Annotated in this window: 18 protein-coding genes and 1 tRNA gene; 10 read left to right on the top strand and 9 right to left on the bottom strand. The window is 58.4% G+C overall.

All coding sequences use genetic code 11. From position 1 onward, the window contains the following. Window positions 1–56 precede the first annotated feature (56 nt). From IFT57_RS21265 to IFT57_RS21300, 8 genes are read left to right on the top strand one after another with little or no spacing between them, the layout of a single operon-like run. Window positions 57–2132 carry a type VI secretion system Vgr family protein gene (locus tag IFT57_RS21265; RefSeq protein ID WP_192152591.1) on the top strand — a complete coding sequence of 692 codons (2076 nt, stop codon included), beginning with the start codon at window positions 57–59 and terminating at the stop codon, window positions 2130–2132. Then, window positions 2129–2977, top strand: a complete 849-nt coding sequence (locus IFT57_RS21270) for a DUF4123 domain-containing protein (protein WP_192152592.1) — start codon at window positions 2129–2131, stop codon at window positions 2975–2977. Before IFT57_RS21265 ends, IFT57_RS21270 begins: the two co-directional genes overlap by 4 nt. Then, on the top strand, window positions 2974–3768 hold the full coding sequence (locus IFT57_RS21275) for a hypothetical protein (protein WP_192152593.1): 795 nt from the start codon (window positions 2974–2976) through the stop codon (window positions 3766–3768). Before IFT57_RS21270 ends, IFT57_RS21275 begins: the two co-directional genes overlap by 4 nt. Then, window positions 3765–3935 (top strand): hypothetical protein, encoded by a 171-nt coding sequence (locus IFT57_RS21280; protein WP_192152594.1) that lies wholly within the window; start codon window positions 3765–3767, stop codon window positions 3933–3935. The genes IFT57_RS21275 and IFT57_RS21280 overlap by 4 nt, the downstream gene beginning before the upstream one ends. After that, entirely contained in the window at window positions 3932–4726 is a 795-nt protein-coding gene (locus tag IFT57_RS21285) for a hypothetical protein (protein WP_192152595.1), read from the top strand. The genes IFT57_RS21280 and IFT57_RS21285 overlap by 4 nt, the downstream gene beginning before the upstream one ends. Further along, the gene (locus IFT57_RS21290) at window positions 4723–4893 is read left to right on the top strand and encodes a hypothetical protein (RefSeq protein WP_192152596.1); all 171 of its coding nucleotides are present in this window, start codon (window positions 4723–4725) and stop codon (window positions 4891–4893) included. The genes IFT57_RS21285 and IFT57_RS21290 overlap by 4 nt, the downstream gene beginning before the upstream one ends. Continuing rightward, window positions 4890–5684, top strand: a complete 795-nt coding sequence (locus IFT57_RS21295) for a hypothetical protein (protein ID WP_192152597.1) — start codon at window positions 4890–4892, stop codon at window positions 5682–5684. The genes IFT57_RS21290 and IFT57_RS21295 overlap by 4 nt, the downstream gene beginning before the upstream one ends. Beyond that, the gene (locus IFT57_RS21300) at window positions 5681–8002 is read left to right on the top strand and encodes a lipase family protein (protein ID WP_192152598.1); all 2322 of its coding nucleotides are present in this window, start codon (window positions 5681–5683) and stop codon (window positions 8000–8002) included. Before IFT57_RS21295 ends, IFT57_RS21300 begins: the two co-directional genes overlap by 4 nt. A gap of 285 nt (window positions 8003–8287) precedes the next feature. Here the strand turns inward: IFT57_RS21300 and IFT57_RS21305 are convergent. Further along, window positions 8288–8377 (bottom strand) — tRNA-Ser (locus IFT57_RS21305). Between the two features lie 213 nt (window positions 8378–8590). Here IFT57_RS21305 and IFT57_RS21310 point away from each other — a divergent pair. Continuing rightward, on the top strand, window positions 8591–9280 hold the full coding sequence (locus tag IFT57_RS21310) for a crotonase/enoyl-CoA hydratase family protein (protein WP_192152599.1): 690 nt from the start codon (window positions 8591–8593) through the stop codon (window positions 9278–9280). 185 nt (window positions 9281–9465) lie between these two features. Next, window positions 9466–10437 carry a magnesium and cobalt transport protein CorA gene (locus IFT57_RS21315; protein ID WP_122714118.1) on the top strand — a complete coding sequence of 324 codons (972 nt, stop codon included), beginning with the start codon at window positions 9466–9468 and terminating at the stop codon, window positions 10435–10437. Window positions 10438–10473: 36 nt separating this feature from the next. Here the strand turns inward: IFT57_RS21315 and IFT57_RS21320 are convergent, their stop codons facing one another. The 8 genes from IFT57_RS21320 to IFT57_RS21355 all read right to left on the bottom strand — a co-directional run bounded on the left by IFT57_RS21320 (window position 10474) and on the right by IFT57_RS21355 (window position 18738). Further along, window positions 10474–11199 carry an amidotransferase gene (locus IFT57_RS21320; protein WP_192152600.1) on the bottom strand — a complete coding sequence of 242 codons (726 nt, stop codon included), beginning with the start codon at window positions 11197–11199 and terminating at the stop codon, window positions 10474–10476. Between the two features lie 507 nt (window positions 11200–11706). Beyond that, window positions 11707–12540 (bottom strand): transglutaminase family protein, encoded by an 834-nt coding sequence (locus tag IFT57_RS21325; protein WP_192152601.1) that lies wholly within the window; start codon window positions 12538–12540, stop codon window positions 11707–11709. Next, the gene (locus tag IFT57_RS21330) at window positions 12537–13487 is read right to left on the bottom strand and encodes an alpha-E domain-containing protein (protein ID WP_122476296.1); all 951 of its coding nucleotides are present in this window, start codon (window positions 13485–13487) and stop codon (window positions 12537–12539) included. The genes IFT57_RS21325 and IFT57_RS21330 overlap by 4 nt, the downstream gene beginning before the upstream one ends. 12 nt (window positions 13488–13499) lie before the next feature. Further along, complete coding sequence (locus IFT57_RS21335) at window positions 13500–14909, bottom strand: circularly permuted type 2 ATP-grasp protein (RefSeq protein ID WP_122476298.1); 1410 nt, start codon at window positions 14907–14909, stop codon at window positions 13500–13502. Between the two features lie 376 nt (window positions 14910–15285). Next, window positions 15286–15627 carry a ribonuclease E inhibitor RraB gene (locus IFT57_RS21340; RefSeq protein ID WP_122713903.1) on the bottom strand — a complete coding sequence of 114 codons (342 nt, stop codon included), beginning with the start codon at window positions 15625–15627 and terminating at the stop codon, window positions 15286–15288. Between the two features lie 219 nt (window positions 15628–15846). Next, on the bottom strand, window positions 15847–16083 hold the full coding sequence (locus tag IFT57_RS21345) for a hypothetical protein (RefSeq protein WP_122476302.1): 237 nt from the start codon (window positions 16081–16083) through the stop codon (window positions 15847–15849). 175 nt (window positions 16084–16258) lie between these two features. Then, window positions 16259–18346: an LTA synthase family protein gene (locus IFT57_RS21350; protein WP_192152602.1), complete on the bottom strand. Its 2088-nt coding sequence runs from the start codon at window positions 18344–18346 to the stop codon at window positions 16259–16261. A gap of 200 nt (window positions 18347–18546) precedes the next feature. After that, window positions 18547–18738, bottom strand: coding sequence for a PLDc N-terminal domain-containing protein (locus IFT57_RS21355; protein WP_043185491.1), 192 nt, complete (start codon window positions 18736–18738; stop codon window positions 18547–18549). Between the last annotated feature and the right edge of the window lie 65 nt (window positions 18739–18803).

An 18803-nucleotide genomic window follows, 5' to 3' on the forward strand; every position in this document is an offset into this window, starting at 1 on the left:
ATTACGTCTAAGGTGGGCGTCGCGTTTTGCCTCCTCTCTCAGCTAAGGATAAGCGTATGTTCGCGGCGGCCAATGCTGCACATTTCACGTTACTGATCCCCTCTGTTCGCAACGATTTCAAAGTGCTGGCCTTCAAGGGCACCGAAACCATCAGCAGCTTGTATGTGATTCAGGTTGAACTCGTCAGTGAATCCCCAGATTTCGATCTGGAAAGCCTGCTCAGTCAGCCGGCTTTTCTCCAGTTCGGCCTGAATGGCGAAGGTATACATGGCCGCATCGAAGATGTGTTCGTCGGCGAGGCCGGTAAACGGCTGACCCGGTATCACCTGACTTTGGTGCCTGCTCTGCACTATTTGCAGTTCAGCCACAACCAGCGGATCTTTCAGCACCTGACGGTGCCGCAAATCGTCGCCCAGGTACTCAACAAACATGGCATCCAGGCCGATGCGTTTACCTTTAATGTCAGCACCAGCCCAGCGCGCGAATACTGCACTCAATACGGTGAAAACGACTTCGAGTTTATCCAGAGGGTGTGCAGTGAAGATGGAATTTCGTGGCACCACCAACACAGCCAGGATGGCCATCTGTTGGTATTCACTGATGATCAGACCTATTTCCCCAAGCTGGGTGAAACGCCGTATCAGCAAGGTTCTGGCCTGGCTGCGGATCACCCGGTCGTCAGCCAGTTCTCCATGCGCTTCAGCACCCGAACCAGCACAACCACCCGCCGGGGCTATGATTTAAAACGCCCAAGCCAGTTGCTGGAAAGCCAATTCACTGCCGAGTTCACCCCTGCTCTCGAAGACTACCGTTACCCGACGCTGATCGAAAATGAAAAGCTCGGCAAACAGATTGCCCGGCAGGCCCTGGAGCGGCACCGTACCGACTACCAGTTGGCCGAGGGTAAGAGCGACCAGCCAACCTTGCGCAGTGGCCACTTCTTCGACCTGATTGAACACCCGCGTCAGCCGTGCAACGAATTGTGGCTGCTGCTCCGTGTAACGCACGAGGGTAAGCAGCCTCAGTCACTGGAGGAAGCGATCACCAGCGACGTCAAGCCGCAAGACGGTTTCACTCAAGGTTACCGCAACAGCTTCAGCGCGATCCCCTGGGACGTGTTCTACCGCCCCCCATTGGTCACGCGTAAGTCGGTATTGGTCAGTCAGACTGCCCGAGTCACCGGTCCTGCAGGGGAAGAAATCTTCTGCGATGAGTACGGGCGGGTGAAAGTCGAGTTCCATTGGGATCGCGCCGAACTGGGTAGCGACAAGAGCAGTTGCTGGCTACGGGTGTCATCCAGTTGGGCGGGAGACAGTTTTGGTGCGGTGACCATCCCGCGCATCGGGATGGAAGTGGTGGTGACCTACCTGGAAGGTAATCCCGACAATCCGTTGATTACCGGTTGCGTGCCCAACAAAGTCACGCCTGTGCCCTACCCGTTGCCCGCGAACAAAACCAAAACAGTCCTGCGTAGCCAAAGCTCGCCCGCCAGCGGTGGCTACAACGAGTTATCAATTGAAGACCGCAGTGGCCAGGAGTTGATTTACCTACGTGCTCAGCGCGACATGGAGCAGGTGATCCTCAACGACAGCGACACCAAGATCGGTAACGACCGTAGCGAGCAAATTACTCGCAACAGTCACAGCCTGATCAGGAATGACCGCTTTGAGCAAGTGGACAACAACAGTTCCAGCTTGATCAAGGGTGACGAACTGCACACCACCCAAGGTCTGCGTAACACGGTGATCGGTGGTAACGAACTGATCAGCATCACCGGTAACAGCAGCACTACGGCAGACGGTACGCTGGTGATTCAGGCCGGTACACAGGCCCATGTCTCCGCCGCCAACGTGGTGATCAATGCCGGAATGAGCTTGACGCTGCAGGCCGGTGGCCAGCACATCCTCATCACCGCAGGAGGGATTTTCAGTAGCGTGCCCATCGTCCAGGGAGGTGCGCCCGTAGCAGGTATTCCTTCGCTTCAAGCCGCACAGGCGCTGACCGGCGCACCACAGGCGATTATCGCTAATCCACTGTCCCCCTTGATCGCCGCCAAGCAGCAAGCAGCCGACTACTGCCCGCTCTGCGAGGCCTGTCACGACGGCCTATGCAGCATTGGAGAAAGTGCATGAATACCCTTGAACAATGGCTACAGGGGCAAACCAAGCAGGGACGACACCTTTACTTGGTACTGGACTCTGATGGCCAACTCGAGGAACGCAATACGCTGGTCAGTGAACTTGGAGTTGACCGGTACCGCAACTTGTATATGGGTACACCTGCTGACTCATTGGCGAACGTTGCACCCTACCTATTTCACTTAGCCGCACCAGAACATCCGGTCCTTCGGGCCCTGCTCAATACCCCAGACCGTCACTGGGGTTGGCTTGCGAGCGCTGCAAGCTCCGACCTCGATGCGTTGACCACGCATTGGCAGAACCGTCTGGTGACGGGTGAGCGCCCGAATCAAGCGCTTTATCGCTTTCACGACAACCGCGTACTGGGGCGTGCACTGGCCTATCTGCAACCCGAGCAGCGTGCGGACTACCTCGGCCTCATGACCAGCGTGTGTTACTGGCAGGCTGAGCATTGGACGGTCACCGATAACCCTAATCCTGGTGTTCATGCCCTGCCGACAGACCCCGCCTGGAGTCATACCCCTACGCCAGAAGCCACATTCAAGAGCATTCAGTTCGACAATACGCGCCGTTACCTGGTCCGCGAACACACCGATAAGTTGCTCGATCTGGCCCAGCAGCAAGACATTGATACCTGGTTACGCGGCCAGCTCGACCTGGCGCACTCCTGGGGCTGGCAAGAACCCGACAGCATTCATTTTTTGATGACGCAAAGCTTGCAGGCGTCGGGTTACACCCCACCCAAGACCTGGCTACCCCAGCCAAACGAAACTCCAACGATGCACTTTGACCGGGTTTATCAGGAAACGCTGTATTGGCAGGGAGATGCCCCCGTATGACACGCGTCATTCACAGTTTGATTATCGGCAGTTGCCTTGCCCTAATTGTTGGCTGCTCAGCCGTCGGAAAGTCCAACACCTTTACCTTTACCGCCGACTTGCCTCCGGGCTTTGCTTATATGGCATTAGCGACCTACGTTCCCGCACCCGGGCAGTCCTGCAAACTAGACAAACGTGACAACCTGAAGTCTCAGTTCAACCGGGAGTGGTGGACTGAATACAAGCCTGATGCGCAGATTGAAATAAGCCGCACCCGTAAAGGGTGCGAGTTGGTGTTGCACAGTATCGACCTTGAAATCAACGGGGTGTACGGAAAACACTTCGGGGACTCTGGCGGTGATTCCGGGTTTATCGCAGTACGGGATTATCTCGACGCTCACGACAAGGGCACCTTCGATGCTACTGGTGAAAGTCAGTTTTCCGGGCAGTGTCAGTGGTTTTTCCGCACGATTGGCCCCAAGCGCTACATAACCAAAATCCTCTACTGCAAAAACACCGATGCTCAGGGCAACGTTACGCGAGGCAAGCCGTTTGCCGCCTACACCCCTGATCAGCTACCAGGCAAAACCATCAAACTCAAGATCAAGCTGGCTGATGAGGAAAAGCCCGCTATCGGCGACACCTGGGTCAAGGTGCCTGGAGGCTGGAAGCGTTGTATGGGCGACAACTTTGAAGATCAATATGCCTTTTGCTATGGCAATTACAAAGACTTCAGCACTTTCAAAATGGTGGATGAACGCGTCTGCACCATTTATCCCGGCTGCACCGAAAACAAAGAGGTGACTCCATGAGCCTTGCAACCTTGAAAGGCAGCGGTTTGTTGCTGATGCATAGCTTACAGGCATCGGATTACGCCTCACCAAAATCTTGGCTATCCCAGCCACAGGAAACCCCGGCGATACACTTTGATCGGGTTTATCAGGAAACGCGGTATTGGCAGGGAGATACCCCGGTATGAAACGCGTCTTTCACAGTTTGATTATTGGCAGTTGCCTTGCCCTAATTGTTGGCTGCTCAGCCGTTGGAAAGTCCAACACCTTTACCTTTACCGCCGACTTGCCTCCGGGCTTTGCTTATATGGCATTAGCGACCTACGTTCCCGCACCCGGGCAGTCCTGCAAACTAGACAAACGTGACAACCTAAAATCACAGTTCAACCGGGAGTGGAGAACTGAATACAAACCCGATGCACAGATAGAAATACACCGCACCCGTAAAGGTTGCGAGTTGATGCTGTACAGCATAGAGCTTCAGATCAACGCGTCCTACGGGAAAGACCGAGGCGACTTCAGCCGTGATTCCGGGTTTATCGCGGTGCGGGATTATCTCGACGCTCACGACAAGGGCACCTTCAATGCTACTGGTGAAAGTCAGTTTTCCGGGCAGTGTCAGTGGTTTTTCCGGACCTCGGGTAAAACTCGAATCCTAAGAAAAATCCTCTACTGCAAAAACACCGACGCCCAGGGCAACGTTACGCGAGGCAAGCCGTTTGCCGCCTACACCCTTGATCAGCTACCAGGCAAAACCATCAAACTCAAGATCAAGCTGGCTGATGAGGAAAAGCCCGCTATCGGCGACACCTGGGTCAAGGTGCCTGGAGGCTGGAAGCGTTGTATGGGCGACAACTTTGAAGATCAATATGCCTTTTGCTATGGCAATTACAAAGACTTCAGCACTTTCAAAATGGTGGATGAACGCGTCTGCACCATTTATCCCGGCTGCACCGAAAACAAGGAGGTGACTCCATGAGCCTTGCAACCTTGAAAGGCAGTGGTTTTTTGCTGATGCATAGCTTACAGGCGTCGGATTACGCCCCACCAAAATCTTGGCTATCCCAGCCACACGAAACCCCGGCGATACACTTTGATCGGGTTTATCAGGAAACGTTGTATTGGCAGGGAGATGCCCCCGTATGACACGCGTCATTCACAGTTTGATTCTTGGCAGTTGCCTGGCCCTGACCGTCGGCTGCTCAGCCGTTGGAAAGTCCAACACCTTTACCTTTACCGCCGACTTGCCTCCGGGCTTTGCTTATATGGCATTAGCGACCTACGTTCCAGCACCCGGGCAGTCCTGCAAACTAGACAAACGTGACAACCGAAAGTCTCAGTTCAACCGGGAGTGGAGAACTGAATACAAACCCGATGCACAGATAGAAATACACCGCACCCGTAAAGGTTGCGAGTTGATGCTGTACAGCATAGAGCTTCAGATCAACGCGTCCTACGGGAAAGACCGAGGCGACTTCAGCCGTGATTCCGGGTTTATCGCGGTGCGGGATTATCTCGACGCTCACGACAAGGGCACGTTCGATGCTGCTGGCGAAAGTCAGTTTTCCGGGCAGTGTCAGTGGTTTTTCCGCACGATTGGCCCCAAGCGCTACATAACCAAAATTCTCTACTGCAAAAACACCGATGCCCAGGGCAACGTTACGCGAGGCAAGCCATTTGCCGCCTACACCCTTGATCAGTTACCAGGCAAAACGGTGAAGCTGAAGATCAAGCTGGCTGATGAGGAGAAACCCTACATGGGCGATACCTGGGTAAAGGTGCCTGGAGGCTGGAAACGTTGTATGGGCGAAAGTTTTGAAGACCAGGACGCATTTTGTTTTGGTAATCACACTGATTTCAGCACCTTCAAAATGGTGGATGAACGCGTCTGCACCATCTATCCCGGCTGCACCGAAAACAAGGAGGTGAATCCATGAGCCTTGCTTCCCTAAAAGAGAGCGACAAACCGTCTTTTGATGGTCGTATCCATACCTGCCCGCTGCGCGGGCACTCGACCAGCTTTCAGTTGGTGGATGAACTGGGTGACGGCAAGTCCTATGCCGGCTTGGCGTATGTGGTCACCGACTACGAAAATATGGTCTACACCGGCAAGCTGGACGACACCGGCTCCGGCAAGGTGGACAATCATTATTGTGGCCCTGTAGTGCTAAAACTGAATCAGCCCTATGAAGGACAAGATAAGACATATGTGCGTTTAAAAGAACGAGAGCATTACCCGCTGCCGATCACTGAGCTGCAGGTGCGCGCCGAAAAAACCCGTTTTTTCAATAAGTCTGGCGCCCGTACAGATACCAATCCGGCAAAGAACGAAGCCAATACCTTTTACCAGGTCGAAGTGCGTGAACTGGTAGACCATGTGGCGCATCTGCCGCCTATAGTGGAGCGTCGGTTTCCACCTAACATCTATGTATTTTCGTTATTTCGGCCGGAGTCGCAGGCAAAAAGCTCTAAGGTCCAGCAGACCGGCTGTTTAGAGGGTGGGAAGGACACTGGCGTCCCGCCAGAAAGTTTGGCCGTGGCGGAGCTGGGGTTTGCACCGTCTGCACGCACACCACGAGGTGTCGCCCTGATGCCGAACCGGCACACCGTGCTGGAGGTACGCCCGCTGCGCGCCCTGCGCCCAATGCTCTCGCCAAGCAATGATTTCTGCGCGCTCAACCTCTACCAACTCGCGCTGATGTCGACGCTGAGCTATAGCGACTTTGCTCAGCAACCCCCCTTTCATCCGGTAGAAACCGACACAGTTAGCTTTCCCTTGCAGCCGAGCATCGGTAATTGGTTTGGTGATGCTCTGTCAAAATTTGACGAGCTTTGGCAGGTCGACGCGGCCCAGGCGGGGGGAAAGGCGTATTACCCGTTGTATGAGGAGGTGCCGTACTCCAAGCGCCTGGAAGTGGTGCCCTTCGACCCAGAGCTGTACTCGGAGGTTAATAGCCCCAGCCTGGGTGAAAAACAGGAGAATCCGGCCAGCATTCACGCTTTTGACGACAGCGCATCTGGAGAGCGTACTGATACCCAAGCCTTCATCACTCACCACGAGACGCTGATTTTGATCTCGATACGGGGCACCGCCAGTGGGGCGGATGCGCTGCGAGACATGGATGCGACTCAAGTGCCTTTTGAGCAAGGGCCTGGCAAGGTGCATAACGGATTTTATGGTGCGGCCAAGGTAGCCTATGATTTTGCAGTCAGCTATCTGGACAGATTTTACAGCGGACAAAAGCTGGTCATCACCGGGCACAGCCTGGGCGGGGCGATTGCCTTGATAATGTCTGAAATGCTACGACGTAACAAACGGTATGCAGCAGACATTCTGCTTTACACCTACGGCGCTCCACGGGCCGGTGACAAAGCCTTCGCTGAGGGCGCTGAGCCCCTGATACACCACCGCATCGTCAACCACAACGACCCTGTGCCAAGCGTTCCATCGACATGGATGAATACGTCCACCAAGCGAGAGTACATCGCACAGGGTGTCGTTACGGTACTGAACCCGGCTATCGGGGTCTCATCGTTTGTGTTGGGCATGATAAACATCTTCGGCGAGCCCTACACTCACCACGGCAAACTGCGACACTTTATGCCCGTCTACTTTGATGCAGGCGTGAAGTCCTCGATCCTCTGGAAGCCAGGTTGCAGCACCATCAACGACCACGGCTGTGCCAAAGCGCTAAAGGCAACCGCCGGCCTGCCGGACCGCGGCTCATTCTTGCGACAAGTAATTGATAATGCCAACCACAAGATGGTCGTCAGCTACATTCCAAACTGTTGGGCCAGCCTACGCCGCTGGCAGGAGGCTTTGGATTCCAATTGCTCCCTGGTGACTGATGATGAGTTTGAACAGGTGGATGAGGCATTAAAGGACGCCAAGCGGCAATTGCTCACCTTTGAGAGCCGCCTGGCAGCAAGCTCTGAAAGATTTAAAGGTACGAAAGCAGCGGAGAAGGCCGCTCTTCAAAAAGAATACGACAACATAGAAACCACGCGGACGCGACTGAGCATATTACGCAATGACCGTATTCGTGAGTCTGATGTGTATGGTTTATTCGCGGGATTACCCGAACTGATTGAAGACGATTTGTCTCGTTGGAGAGCTCATGCGGAGAACAGAAGGCAGGAGCAGCTGGCGATGGCCCCGCCAACAGCAAACGACGATGAGCGGGCGATAGCAGCCATTACGGGAGGCCATACCGTAGGAGCGCCCTACCAATTGGATATAGATTCGATTGCCTAGCTTTGCCCACAGAACACGTGGCCTTCATACTGCTGCAGTAAAAGAAGGCCCCTCATGTTTCACGCCACGCGAGACTGCTGTTTCACGCAGCGCACGCCTACATCTCCACCTGGCTAAAGGTGACCGATGTCACCTTTAGCACTCGATCTTGAGTTCGCCTGGTTTGACGACAAAAAAGAAGGCGCTCGGCGCTGTCAGTGCGCATGGGAATGGGTTGAACAGATGGGGGAACAAAAACAGCCAGACACAAAAAAGCCCCGCAAAACGGAGCTTTTCAGTAGAAAGTGGCGGTGAAGAAGGGATTCGAACCCTTGATACAGTTTCCTGTATACACACTTTCCAGGCGTGCTCCTTCAGCCACTCGGACACTTCACCGTTTCTCGGCGCACCTGTTCGGTGTGTCGAGGCGCGCTAATGTAGTCGATAGCGTTCGTGATGGCAAAGCTTTTTTGCAAGTTTTTCATGCGCTTAAGCCCAGCGCCGAATTCCCTCGGGCCTGTCAGCGTGACCGGCCAGTCAGTCACGGCGCTTTACCCGGCCGGCAAGGCTGGGTAACGTCGGCGCCACAACACGACAAGGAATACCGGTATGAGTGAGCTGATCGATTACCAACTCGAGGGCGGCATCGTCACCCTGACCCTGAACAACGGCAAGGTGAACGCCATCTCGCCTGCCGTCATCGCGGCGTTCAACGAGGCTCTGGATCAGGCCGTAGAGGCGCGCGCCGTGGTGGTCATCACCGGTCAACCCGGCATTCTTTCCGCAGGTTACGACCTCAAGGTCATGACCTCGAGCCCGGAGAATGCGATCAGTCTGGTTACCCAAGGCTCTACCCTCGCCCGCCGGCTGTTGAGCCATCCGTTCCCGGTCATCGTGGCCTGCCCGGGACACGCCGTGGCCAAGGGTGCGTTCCTGCTGCTGTCGGCCGATTACCGGATCGGCGTGGAAGGCCCGTTCCATATCGGTTTGAACGAGGTGCAGATCGGCATGACCATGCACCACGCCGGCATCGAGCTGGCCAGGGATCGCCTGCGCCGTTCAGCCTTCCAGCGCTCGGTGATCGGTGCGGAAATGTTCGATCCTGCCGGGGCGTTGCAGGCCGGTTTTCTCGATGAGGTGGTGCCGCCCGAGCAGTTGCAGGCCGCTGCCCTCGCTGCGGCGCAACGCCTGCAGAAGCTCAACATGAAGGCCCATGCCAGGACCAAGCTGAAGGCACGCAAAGCGTTCCTGGAGACCTTGGACGAAGCCATCCGGACTGACCAAGAGCAAGGCTTCTAAGAAGCGTCAGTACAAGCGGTAGGGAACATTGCCCACACGTTGGGTCTTCGTGGCGGGCGTGAGCAGCCCGCTGTGCAGTGCAATGCGCGATCGATGAACTGAACCGCGAACTGCGCCGCGCCGGAACACTCCTATCCACAGCAGGCCCATACCGGGTCGCCCTGCCAATCGAAGAAGTGAGCATCATGGGCCGAGTGGTCGCCGCCGCGGTATACAGCGCGGGCAAGAAGATTACCGACATCAGCCTCGACGACGGCGCGCAATGGGCGCGGCGTCCGGGGCATTTCGTATGGATCGGCCTGGAACAGCCCGACGCCGAACAGATGAGCCAACTGCAGAAACAGTTCGACCTGCATGAGCTGGCCATCGAAGACGCCCTCGAGGTGCACAGTCGACCCAAACTCGAAACCTTCGGCGATGCACTGTTCATCGTGACCTATTCGCCGATCCGTCGAGACGGCAAAGTCGAGTTCGTCGAGACCCATATCTTCGCCGGACGCGGCTACATCATCACTTGCCGTAACGGTCACTCGGCCTCCTACGCCTCGGTGCGCAAGCGTTGCGAAGCGCGACCATTGCTGCTCGATCACGGCGAAGATTTCGTGCTCTACGCTCTGCTCGATTTCGTCACCGAGAATTACCAACCGGTCAGTGAGACCATTCACTGCGAAATCGAATCGCTGGAGCGCCGCGTGCTCGGTGGCTCACTCAACGAAGCCGATATCCAGCACCTGCACGGGCTGCGCCGCGAACTGCTGCGCATGCGCCGCTACGTGGCGCCCATGGTCGAGATCAGCGAAGAGCTGCAGCGGCTGGATTTCCCCTTCATCGACAAGAACATGCGCCCCTATTTCCGCGACGTGCAGATTCATGTGAACCGGCAGATGGAGGACCTGGCAACCATGAGCGACATCGCCACGCAGACCATCGAGATCGGCCTGCTGCTGGAGTCGTCGCGGCAAAGCCTGACCCAGCGCAAGTTTGCCGCCTGGGCGGCGATCCTGGCGTTTCCCACGGCCGTCGCCGGTATCTACGGGATGAACTTCGAAAACATGCCGGAGCTGACCTGGCACTACGGCTACTACATCGTGCTGGGGGTCATCGCGTCCGGCTGCAGCGGCCTGTTCGCCGGCTTCAAGCGCGCTGGCTGGCTGTAGCCGCGCGCTGTCCGACCCTGCCCCACGGCACGGCCGTCACGCCGCGGGCGGGGTGCCTTGCGCGACGAAACGCATCATCCACTCAGCCACGGTGATGCCGTGGTGATCACGGTCCAGGCTGGCAATGGCTTTCTGATACACCGGCTCGCCCAGGTGCTGCTGACGAATGTCGAGCAGCGCTCTGGAATAGTCGTGGATGAATTCCGGATGCCCCTGGAAACACAGGACCTGATCACCGATCTGATAGGCCGCGAACGGGCAGAATTCGCTCGACGCCACGACCGATGCGTTCTGCGGCAGCGACGTCACCTGGTCTTGATGGCTGATCAGCAGGGTCAACGTTTCGACTTCCGGACTCATCCAGGACGCACGGCTGGCCAGGCTGTATTCATGGGTGCCCACGCCCCAGCCTTGCGTCGCGCGCTCTGCCCTGCCGCCCAGCAGCAGCGCCAGCAACTGATGGCCAAAGCAGATGCCGAGCAGCTTGTCGCCGCGCTGGTAGCGCTCCAGCAGAAACGTCTTGAGCGTTTCGATCCACGGGTCGGTGGCAAAGGAGTCAGCCTTGCTACCGGTGACCAGATACGCGTCGTAGTGGGCATCGGCCGGTGGGTATTCACCGTTCATTACGTTGAACACGGTGAACTTGGCAGGAATGGGCTGGCTGGCGAACAGCGTTTCGAACATGCGGCCGTAGCCATGGTATTGCTCGACCAGTTCGGGCCGCAGGACGTCGGTTTCCAGGATGCAGATGTTGAGGGTCATAGGTCACTCGATGGAGAGGGATCGCAGGTAGCAAGCCTGCCCGTTATCGGCGCTGGCTGGCAAGTGAAGCTGCGCCGGATTTGCCCGATGAACGGTAATTCACACCGCCGAGCTTGCATTTGCCTTCTTGGGCGTCTAGCACGGCATGTTCAAAATCGGCAAAAGAGTTCCTTAGTCGAGTTTGATCGAGACGACCCCGTTTACCGTGGCAAAGCGTTCTAAGCCCCGTCAATCAAGGGTTCTAAGGTAAAAGCATGACTATTGATGCGGCCGTATGGGCACATCGAGTCGTGGGGGGGTGCACCTTTTCGCCAAGCTCAACCAAGGTTGCAGCATGGGTTGGCGCCAGGAAGAACATAACTCATAGGCAGTCTGCCATGTTCAAACATCCAAAGATCCGCCAGGCCGGACTCATCGTGTTCACCATGACGCTGGTGCTGATCCTGCCCAATCTGGGCAGGCTGTTCAGTTGAGGCTTTGCGGCCAGCCTGCAGACCGCTCTCGGATCTAGCCCTGGGTCTGGCTCTGGGACTGCGGCGAAGTAGCCACGCTGACCACAGGTGCGCTCGGTGCGACCAGTACCTTGGCGTGCATCTGCTCGAAACCGCCACCGCGACGCATGCCGCGCACCGGGCAGGCATCCAGGTAGTCCAGGCCTATCGCCAGTTTCAAGTGGCGTTCCGGACGCGCCAACTGGTTGGTCACATCGAAGCTGTACCAGGCATCGTCGAGCCAGGCTTCAGCCCAGGCGTGGCTGGCCATGTGCTCGGTGTCCTCGGTAAACAGGTAGCCGGACGCATAGCGCGCTGGCACGCCCAGGCTGCGGGCACAGGCAAGAAAGGCATGGGTGTGGTCCTGACAGACCCCGGCGCCGCTGGCGAAGGCTTGCGCGGCACAGGTGTCCACGGCCGTCGCACCGCTGGTGTAGGTGATGTGCTGGTGCAGGCCCTGCATCAGGTCGATCAGGCCATTGCGGTCGCGCCGCGTGTGGCACTGCTCGGCGGCAAAGGCACGCAAGGCGTCGTCGGCCTCGGTCAGCCGGGTAAAACGCAGGAACGGCAACGGAGACTGTGTCTCGTGTTCGGCCTCGCGGGTCTCGTCGATCTCGACCTGACCGCGCGCGCCGATGATGATCGCGTCGTGCGGGTCGTCCAGGGTCAGCACATGCAGGATGTTGCCGAACGGATCGAGCTGAGCGCGCACCGGGCGCGGCAGGTCGAGCTGCCAGCTGAGAATGCGCTGGCGTTCGCTGTCATGCGGCGTAAGGCGCAGGTACTGGATGCTGGCGCGCACCTCGTCATCGTAGTGATAGGCGGTTTCGTGACTGATGTTAAGCCTCATACAGCCTCCAGATAGGCGCTGTGGATCGCATTGCCCAACTGGCGCACCAGCGGGATCTGTTCGTTCAACCACTCGTGCAGGCCCTCGTCGAGGATCTCGTCGATGCCGGTATAGCGCAGGCGCGCATCCAGTTCGGCAGCCAGGCGCTGGGCCGGGCGACCGTTGGCGCCGGGCAGGTCGGCGAGAATCTGGTTGATCTCCTCGGTACATGCGCGCAGCGAGCGCGGCACGTCGGCGCGCAGCAGCAACAGTTCGGCCACCGGCTTGGCGGCCGGGGCATCGCGATAGATTTCGGTGTAGGCCTCGAAGCTCGACAGCGCGCGCAGCAGCGCACTCCACTGGTAGTAACCACGGGCCGAGCTGTCGTCGACCGAATAGGCATCGTCGCCGAGCATCTCATAACGCGCGTCGAGCAGGCGCAGGGTGTTGTCGGCGCGCTCGATGAAGGTGCCCAGGCGAATGAAGCGGAACGCATCGTTGCGCATCAGGGTGCCGTAGGTAGCCCCGCGGAACAGGTGGGCGCGCTCCTTGACCCAATCACAGAAGCGGCTCATGCCGTAGCGGCCCACACCCTGCTCGGCTATCCCGCGGATCTCCAGCCAGGTGGAGTTGATGTTCTCCCACATGTCGGCGGTGATGCGGCCGCGCACCGCATGGGCGCTGGCCCGTGCCGCACCCAGGCAGCTGTAGATGCTGGCCGGATTGGCCGGATCCAGGGCGAAGAAATGCAGCAGGCGCTCGGCATGCAGCTGGCCGTGACGTTCCAGGTAGTCTTCCAGGGTGCCGGTGATCAACAGCGGCATGGCGATTTCGTCCAGGCCGTCACCGCGGCCATCCTGTGGCATCAACGACAGTGAATAGCTGACATCGAGCATGCGCGCCAGGTTTTCGACGCGCTCCAGATAGCGCGACATCCAATACAGATCAGAGGCAGTTCTACTTAGCATTGGCAGGCATCCTTAATCCTCGACCACCCAGGTGTCTTTGGTCCCGCCGCCCTGCGACGAATTCACCACCAGCGAGCCTTCACGCAATGCCACGCGGGTCAGGCCGCCAGGCACGACGCGGGTTTCACGGCCAGCCAGGACGAAGGGGCGAAGGTCGATATGACGCGGTGCGATGCCGTTCTCGACGAAGGTCGGGCAGGTCGACAACGACAATGTGGGTTGGGCGATGTAGGCATGGGGTCGGGCCTTGAGGCGCGCCCGGAAGTTTTCGATCTCGGCGGCACTCGCGCAAGGGCCTACCAACATGCCGTAACCACCCGAGCCTTGGGTTTCCTTGACCACCAGATCAGGCAGGTTGGCCAGCACGTGGGACAGCTCCGAAGGCTTGCGGCATTGCCAGGTCGGCACGTTCTTGAGGATGGGTTCTTCATCCAGGTAGAAGCGGATCATGTCGGTAACGAAGGGGTAGACCGACTTGTCGTCGGCCACACCGGTGCCGATGGCGTTGGCCAGTACCACGTTTCCGGAGCGATACGCGGCCAGCAGGCCCGGTACGCCGAGCATGGAATCGGGGTTGAAAGCCAATGGATCGAGGAAGGCGTCGTCCAGGCGGCGATAGATCACGTCCACCGGCTTGGGTCCGTCGGTGGTGCGCATGAACACTTTATCGTCACGCACGAACAGGTCCGCCCCTTCCACCAGCTCTACGCCCATTTCGCGCGCCAGGAAGGCGTGTTCGAAGAACGCACTGTTGAACCGGCCCGGGGTCAGCACCACCACGCTGGGGTTGTCGATCGCGCTGGAGCTTTTCAGGGTATCGAGCAGCAGATTGGGGTAGTGATCCACGGGAGCGATGCGCTGCGCGGCGAACAGCTCGGGAAACAGCCGCATCATCATCTTGCGGTCTTCGAGCATGTAGCTCACGCCACTGGGCGTGCGCAGGTTGTCTTCCAGCACGTAGTAGGAACCGTCACCGTCGCGCACCAGGTCGACCCCGGAGATGTGCGAATAGATGTCGCGGTGCAAGTCCAGACCCTGCATTGCCAACTGATACTGCTCGTTCGCCAGCACCTGCTCGGCAGGGATGATCCCGGCCTTGATGATGCGCTGGTCGTGATACAGGTCGGCGAGGAACATGTTCAACGCCTTGACGCGCTGGATACAGCCACGCTCCACGATGCGCCATTCGCTGGCAGGAATACTGCGTGGAATGGTGTCGAAGGGAATCAGCCGTTCGGTGCCCTGCTCGTCGCCGTACAAGGTGAAGGTGATGCCGGCTCGATGAAACAACAAATCGGCCTCGCGTCGACGCTGGGCAAGCAATTCCTGCGGCGTATCGGCCAACCAACGGGCGAACTCCCGGTAATGCGGGCGAACTTGGCCATCGGCATCGTACATCTCATCATAATAGGTGCGGCTCATGCCGTACTCCTTGTCACCCGGACCCAAGAGCCTTCGCAAGGCCCGTGCCATCGGCATATTTGCCATTAAATCAAGCGCTTGGAATTCCCAGTTGGGAACCGTGCACCGTTATTGTGCGGCAACGTCCGAACGCCGCTGATATACGCTTCATTGCGAAGCGGATATTTCAAGCGGCTTGAGGCTATGACCAGCATAGACAGAGTTGAATTCAATAGCTTGCAGCGTTAGTGCATATTTAATTCATCGGCACCGGCAAAAGCTTGGCGCCCCATTACGAGTCACCGAATTCCCTTTCGCCGCCACCTTGTGAGCGGCTTTTTTTTGCCTGCCATTCGGTGAGCAGGTGAACCACGGCGCCGCCGTGGCTCACCTGGTTTCAGGCCTGCGGGCGCCGGACCTCGTGCTTCACGCCCCAGCCCTCGATTTCACCTCCCAGAGGTTCGACCACGGCTTCGAAATCCTGCTCGAATTCACCGATACCACCGTAGGTCGCGTACATCAGCTTGCTCAACTCCAGGTGCCAGGCACCGTCGTCGCGCTCGCTTATCTGAGCATTGAGCGACTCGCCGCGAAACTTGCCGGCAGCCGTCCGCGCCCGGTCTTCATCGGGAAAGACCGCATAGAACTCGATAGGGTGAATGCGTGCGAAATCGAAACCGCCCTCTTTCATGCGGCGCAATACATTGCTGCTGATGTCTTCTTGATAGGTTGTGCTCATGAATCGTCTCCCTCAGCAATAACGACGGATAGACTTTCAGTACTTCCAGAACCTCCTCGGAACAAGGAATGGGTGCGGTGCAGCGTCGAGGACGCGGCGCCTGGAATCGAGCCTGTTGCAAGAAGCATGTACGAAAACGAGCAGCAGGATCCGTGGGGACCCTACCCGCAGAGTAGCGCGAAGGCCGGGCCCGTGCCAATGGCCCGGATCAGGTGAAATTCAAGCGACTTCGGTGATGGCCGTGATTTCCACGCTGTGCTGCGACTTGAGGGTCTTGGCAACCGGCGAGGCAACGTTGTCGGGAAGGTTGACTTCATCCAGTCCGGCTGCAACGGGGTACAGCTTGGAGCGAACGAGCGTTGCCGCCTCTTCGATCGACGGGCAGGTGTCAGCACGGATGGCCATGCTGTCCAGCACGCCATCCTTGTTGACGAAGCTGATTTTCCACTCTTTCATCGGTGTACATCTCCTCGACGGAATTCAGGCAGGAATCTGCTTGATACCTCACTCAACGTTGACTCGCAGCGGCGGGGATTCGTTCCAGACGGTGGATTGCCGGAGGTGTGCCAACCCAGCGTCGACACGGCCATGAAAAAAGGCCCCGAAGGGCCTTTTACAATACACCAGGTACTTACTCCTGCTTGCTCTCCACCGCACCTGCGGTGTTGTCCAGCAGGCTCTTGGTCGCGGTCTGGATGAACGAGTCCAGCTTGGCCCGCAATTGCGGCACATCGTCGGCATCGGGGATCAACTGGGCGTCGAATTCACGGCCCAACTGATAACGATACAGCCGCGTGTCCATGTCACGGGGCTCGACCAGAATGCGGTCGCCCTTGATGATCGCCACGGTCTGCTCGCTGCCCGAAGGCTTGATCACGGCGAAGCCGGGGTCTCCGGCAGGCAGGTTGAGCAGGTCGCGCCCCCAGCACTGGTGCTGACTGGCGCCGCCCAGGCGACCCATGATGGTCGGCACCACATCGGGCTGCGAGCCGACGGTGTGGTTGACCTTGCCGAATTTCTCCTGGATGCCCGGCCCGACCAGCAGCAACGGTACGTTGAAGCGGCCCAGGTCCATCTCGGTGATCTGCTTCTGGTTACCGAAGCCATGGTCGCCCAGCACGATGAACAGGGTTTCCTTGAAGTACGGCTCCTTGCGGGCCTTCTCGAAGAACTGGCCCAGGGCCCAGTCCGAGTAGCGCATGGCGGTCAGATGCAGGTCCAGGCTGCCGCGCCCGGTGACCTTGTCGACTGGCAGATCGGCCGGCAAGGCGTAGGGCACGTGGTTGGACAGGGTCTGCAGCAGTGCGTAGAACGGCTTGCCAGCAGCGCCGCGCTTGGCCAGTTCTTCGTTGCCGCGGTCGAACATGTCCTGGTCGGACACACCCCAGGTCGGATCGGAGAACACTGGATTGACGAAGTCGTTGCGACCGATGAACGTGGTCATGCCCTGGTTGCTGAAGAACCCGGACTGGTTGTCCCAGGCAAAGTCACCGTTGTAGACATACACGTCGTCGTAACCGCGAGCGGCGCTGAGCATCTCCGGCAGGCCGGAGAGCTTGTGGCTGCCCTCTGGGGTCTGCATCAGGTATTCGAAGCCCGGCAGGTTGGGGAAGCAACCCATGGTGGCGAACATGCCCTGATGGGTGTGAGTACCGCTGGAGAAGAAGTGATCGAACAGCAGCCCTTCCTGGGCCAGCTTGTCGAAGTACGGCGTGATGCCGCCCTCGGCGCCCAGCGCGCCCACCGAATGACCGGCAAAGCTCTCCATCAGGATCACCACCACGTTCTTGATCGGCAGGGTGTTGGCCTGAGGCGGCTGGAAGTTGCGGCGCACCGCGGCGGTGTCGCTGTCCACCAGCGTGTCGTGGGGGGTCAGCAGCATTTCACGGACGGCGCTTTGCGCTTCGTCCTGCGGCAGAGTCGCCTTCCAGATATTGTCGCGGTCTTCGGACATGCGGCTTTTCGCGGCGGCGATCAGCGTCAGCGAGCCGTTGAGGCCCAGCTGGTTGGCAAAGTTCGAGTCGGTGGTGTAGGCGTCGCCCCAGCGCAGCGGCGGGCCTTGGCGCAGGGTGCCGCGCGCGGCCACCACGGCAATCAGCAGAATAACCACGAATACACCTGCGCGCGCATACCAAGGCGCCACCGGCTTGCTGACGCTGGCCGCCGTGGCAACGCGCGGACGGGTCAGGCCGTCGAAGCCCTTGAACACCAGGCTCAGCAGCCAGGTCACGAAGACCCAGGCCAGCAGATAGCGCACCACTGGATAGCCATACCAGATCATGCTCAGGACGGTCTTGGGATCTTCCTTCACGTACTGGAACACCAGGCCGTTGAGGCGCTGGTGAAACTCGCGGTAGAAGTCCATCTCCATCAGGCCGCACAGCAGCACCACGCTGGACACTATCGTCAGCCAGGCCCGGAACAGCCCGCGCCAGCGCATGGCGCGAGCGCTGAGCACCGCCAGCAGCAATGGAATCAGCAGGTACACCACCAGGCGCAGGTCGAAGCGCAAGCCATTGAAGAAAGCTTCGACGAAGGTGCTGGCAGGCGTATCACCGATCATCTCGCGGTTGTACATCAGCAAGGCCAGGCGCAATCCGCTGAGCATCAGCATGATTGCCAGGCCGCTGAGCAGGGTATAAGCCAGGTGCGATTTGACGGTCGGTTGCAGTGTGCCGCGCGCGGCCTGCTTTTGACTCAAGGCGTCCGGAGTAGCCATGTGTGGGAAAGGTCCGTTGAGGTCTGTCGGTTAGGGTCTAGGGGTGACGCGAAGGTGAAATCTGGGCGCGGATTGTCCGTGAAGACAGGTGAAAATTCCGTTCAGATTCTTTGCTGCGGCCGCGAAACGGCGGTCGGGCCGAGGATGATACGTCGGTAGGGCTGGCAGGTCGAACCCGTTGCAGGTTCGACCTGTTGCATTCAGACCCGTACGTTGCCGCGTGGACCGGCGATGGCCCAGATGATCAGGCCCAATACCGGCAGCAAGATGATCAGCAGTACCCACAGGACCTTGGCCCCGGTCGAGGCACCACTCTTGATGACGTTGATGACCGCCCAGATGTCCAGCGCGAGGATGATCAGGCCGATCAGGCTATTGAAAGTGGAACCCATGTGATACTCCTTGTGGATGGCATGCATCAACTAGGATAGCGGCGTGTCGCAGGGGTTCCGTGGCA

Origin of the sequence: Pseudomonas sp. CFBP 13719, from assembly GCF_014842095.1 — a bacterium.
Classification (GTDB): Bacteria; Pseudomonadota; Gammaproteobacteria; order Pseudomonadales; family Pseudomonadaceae; genus Aquipseudomonas.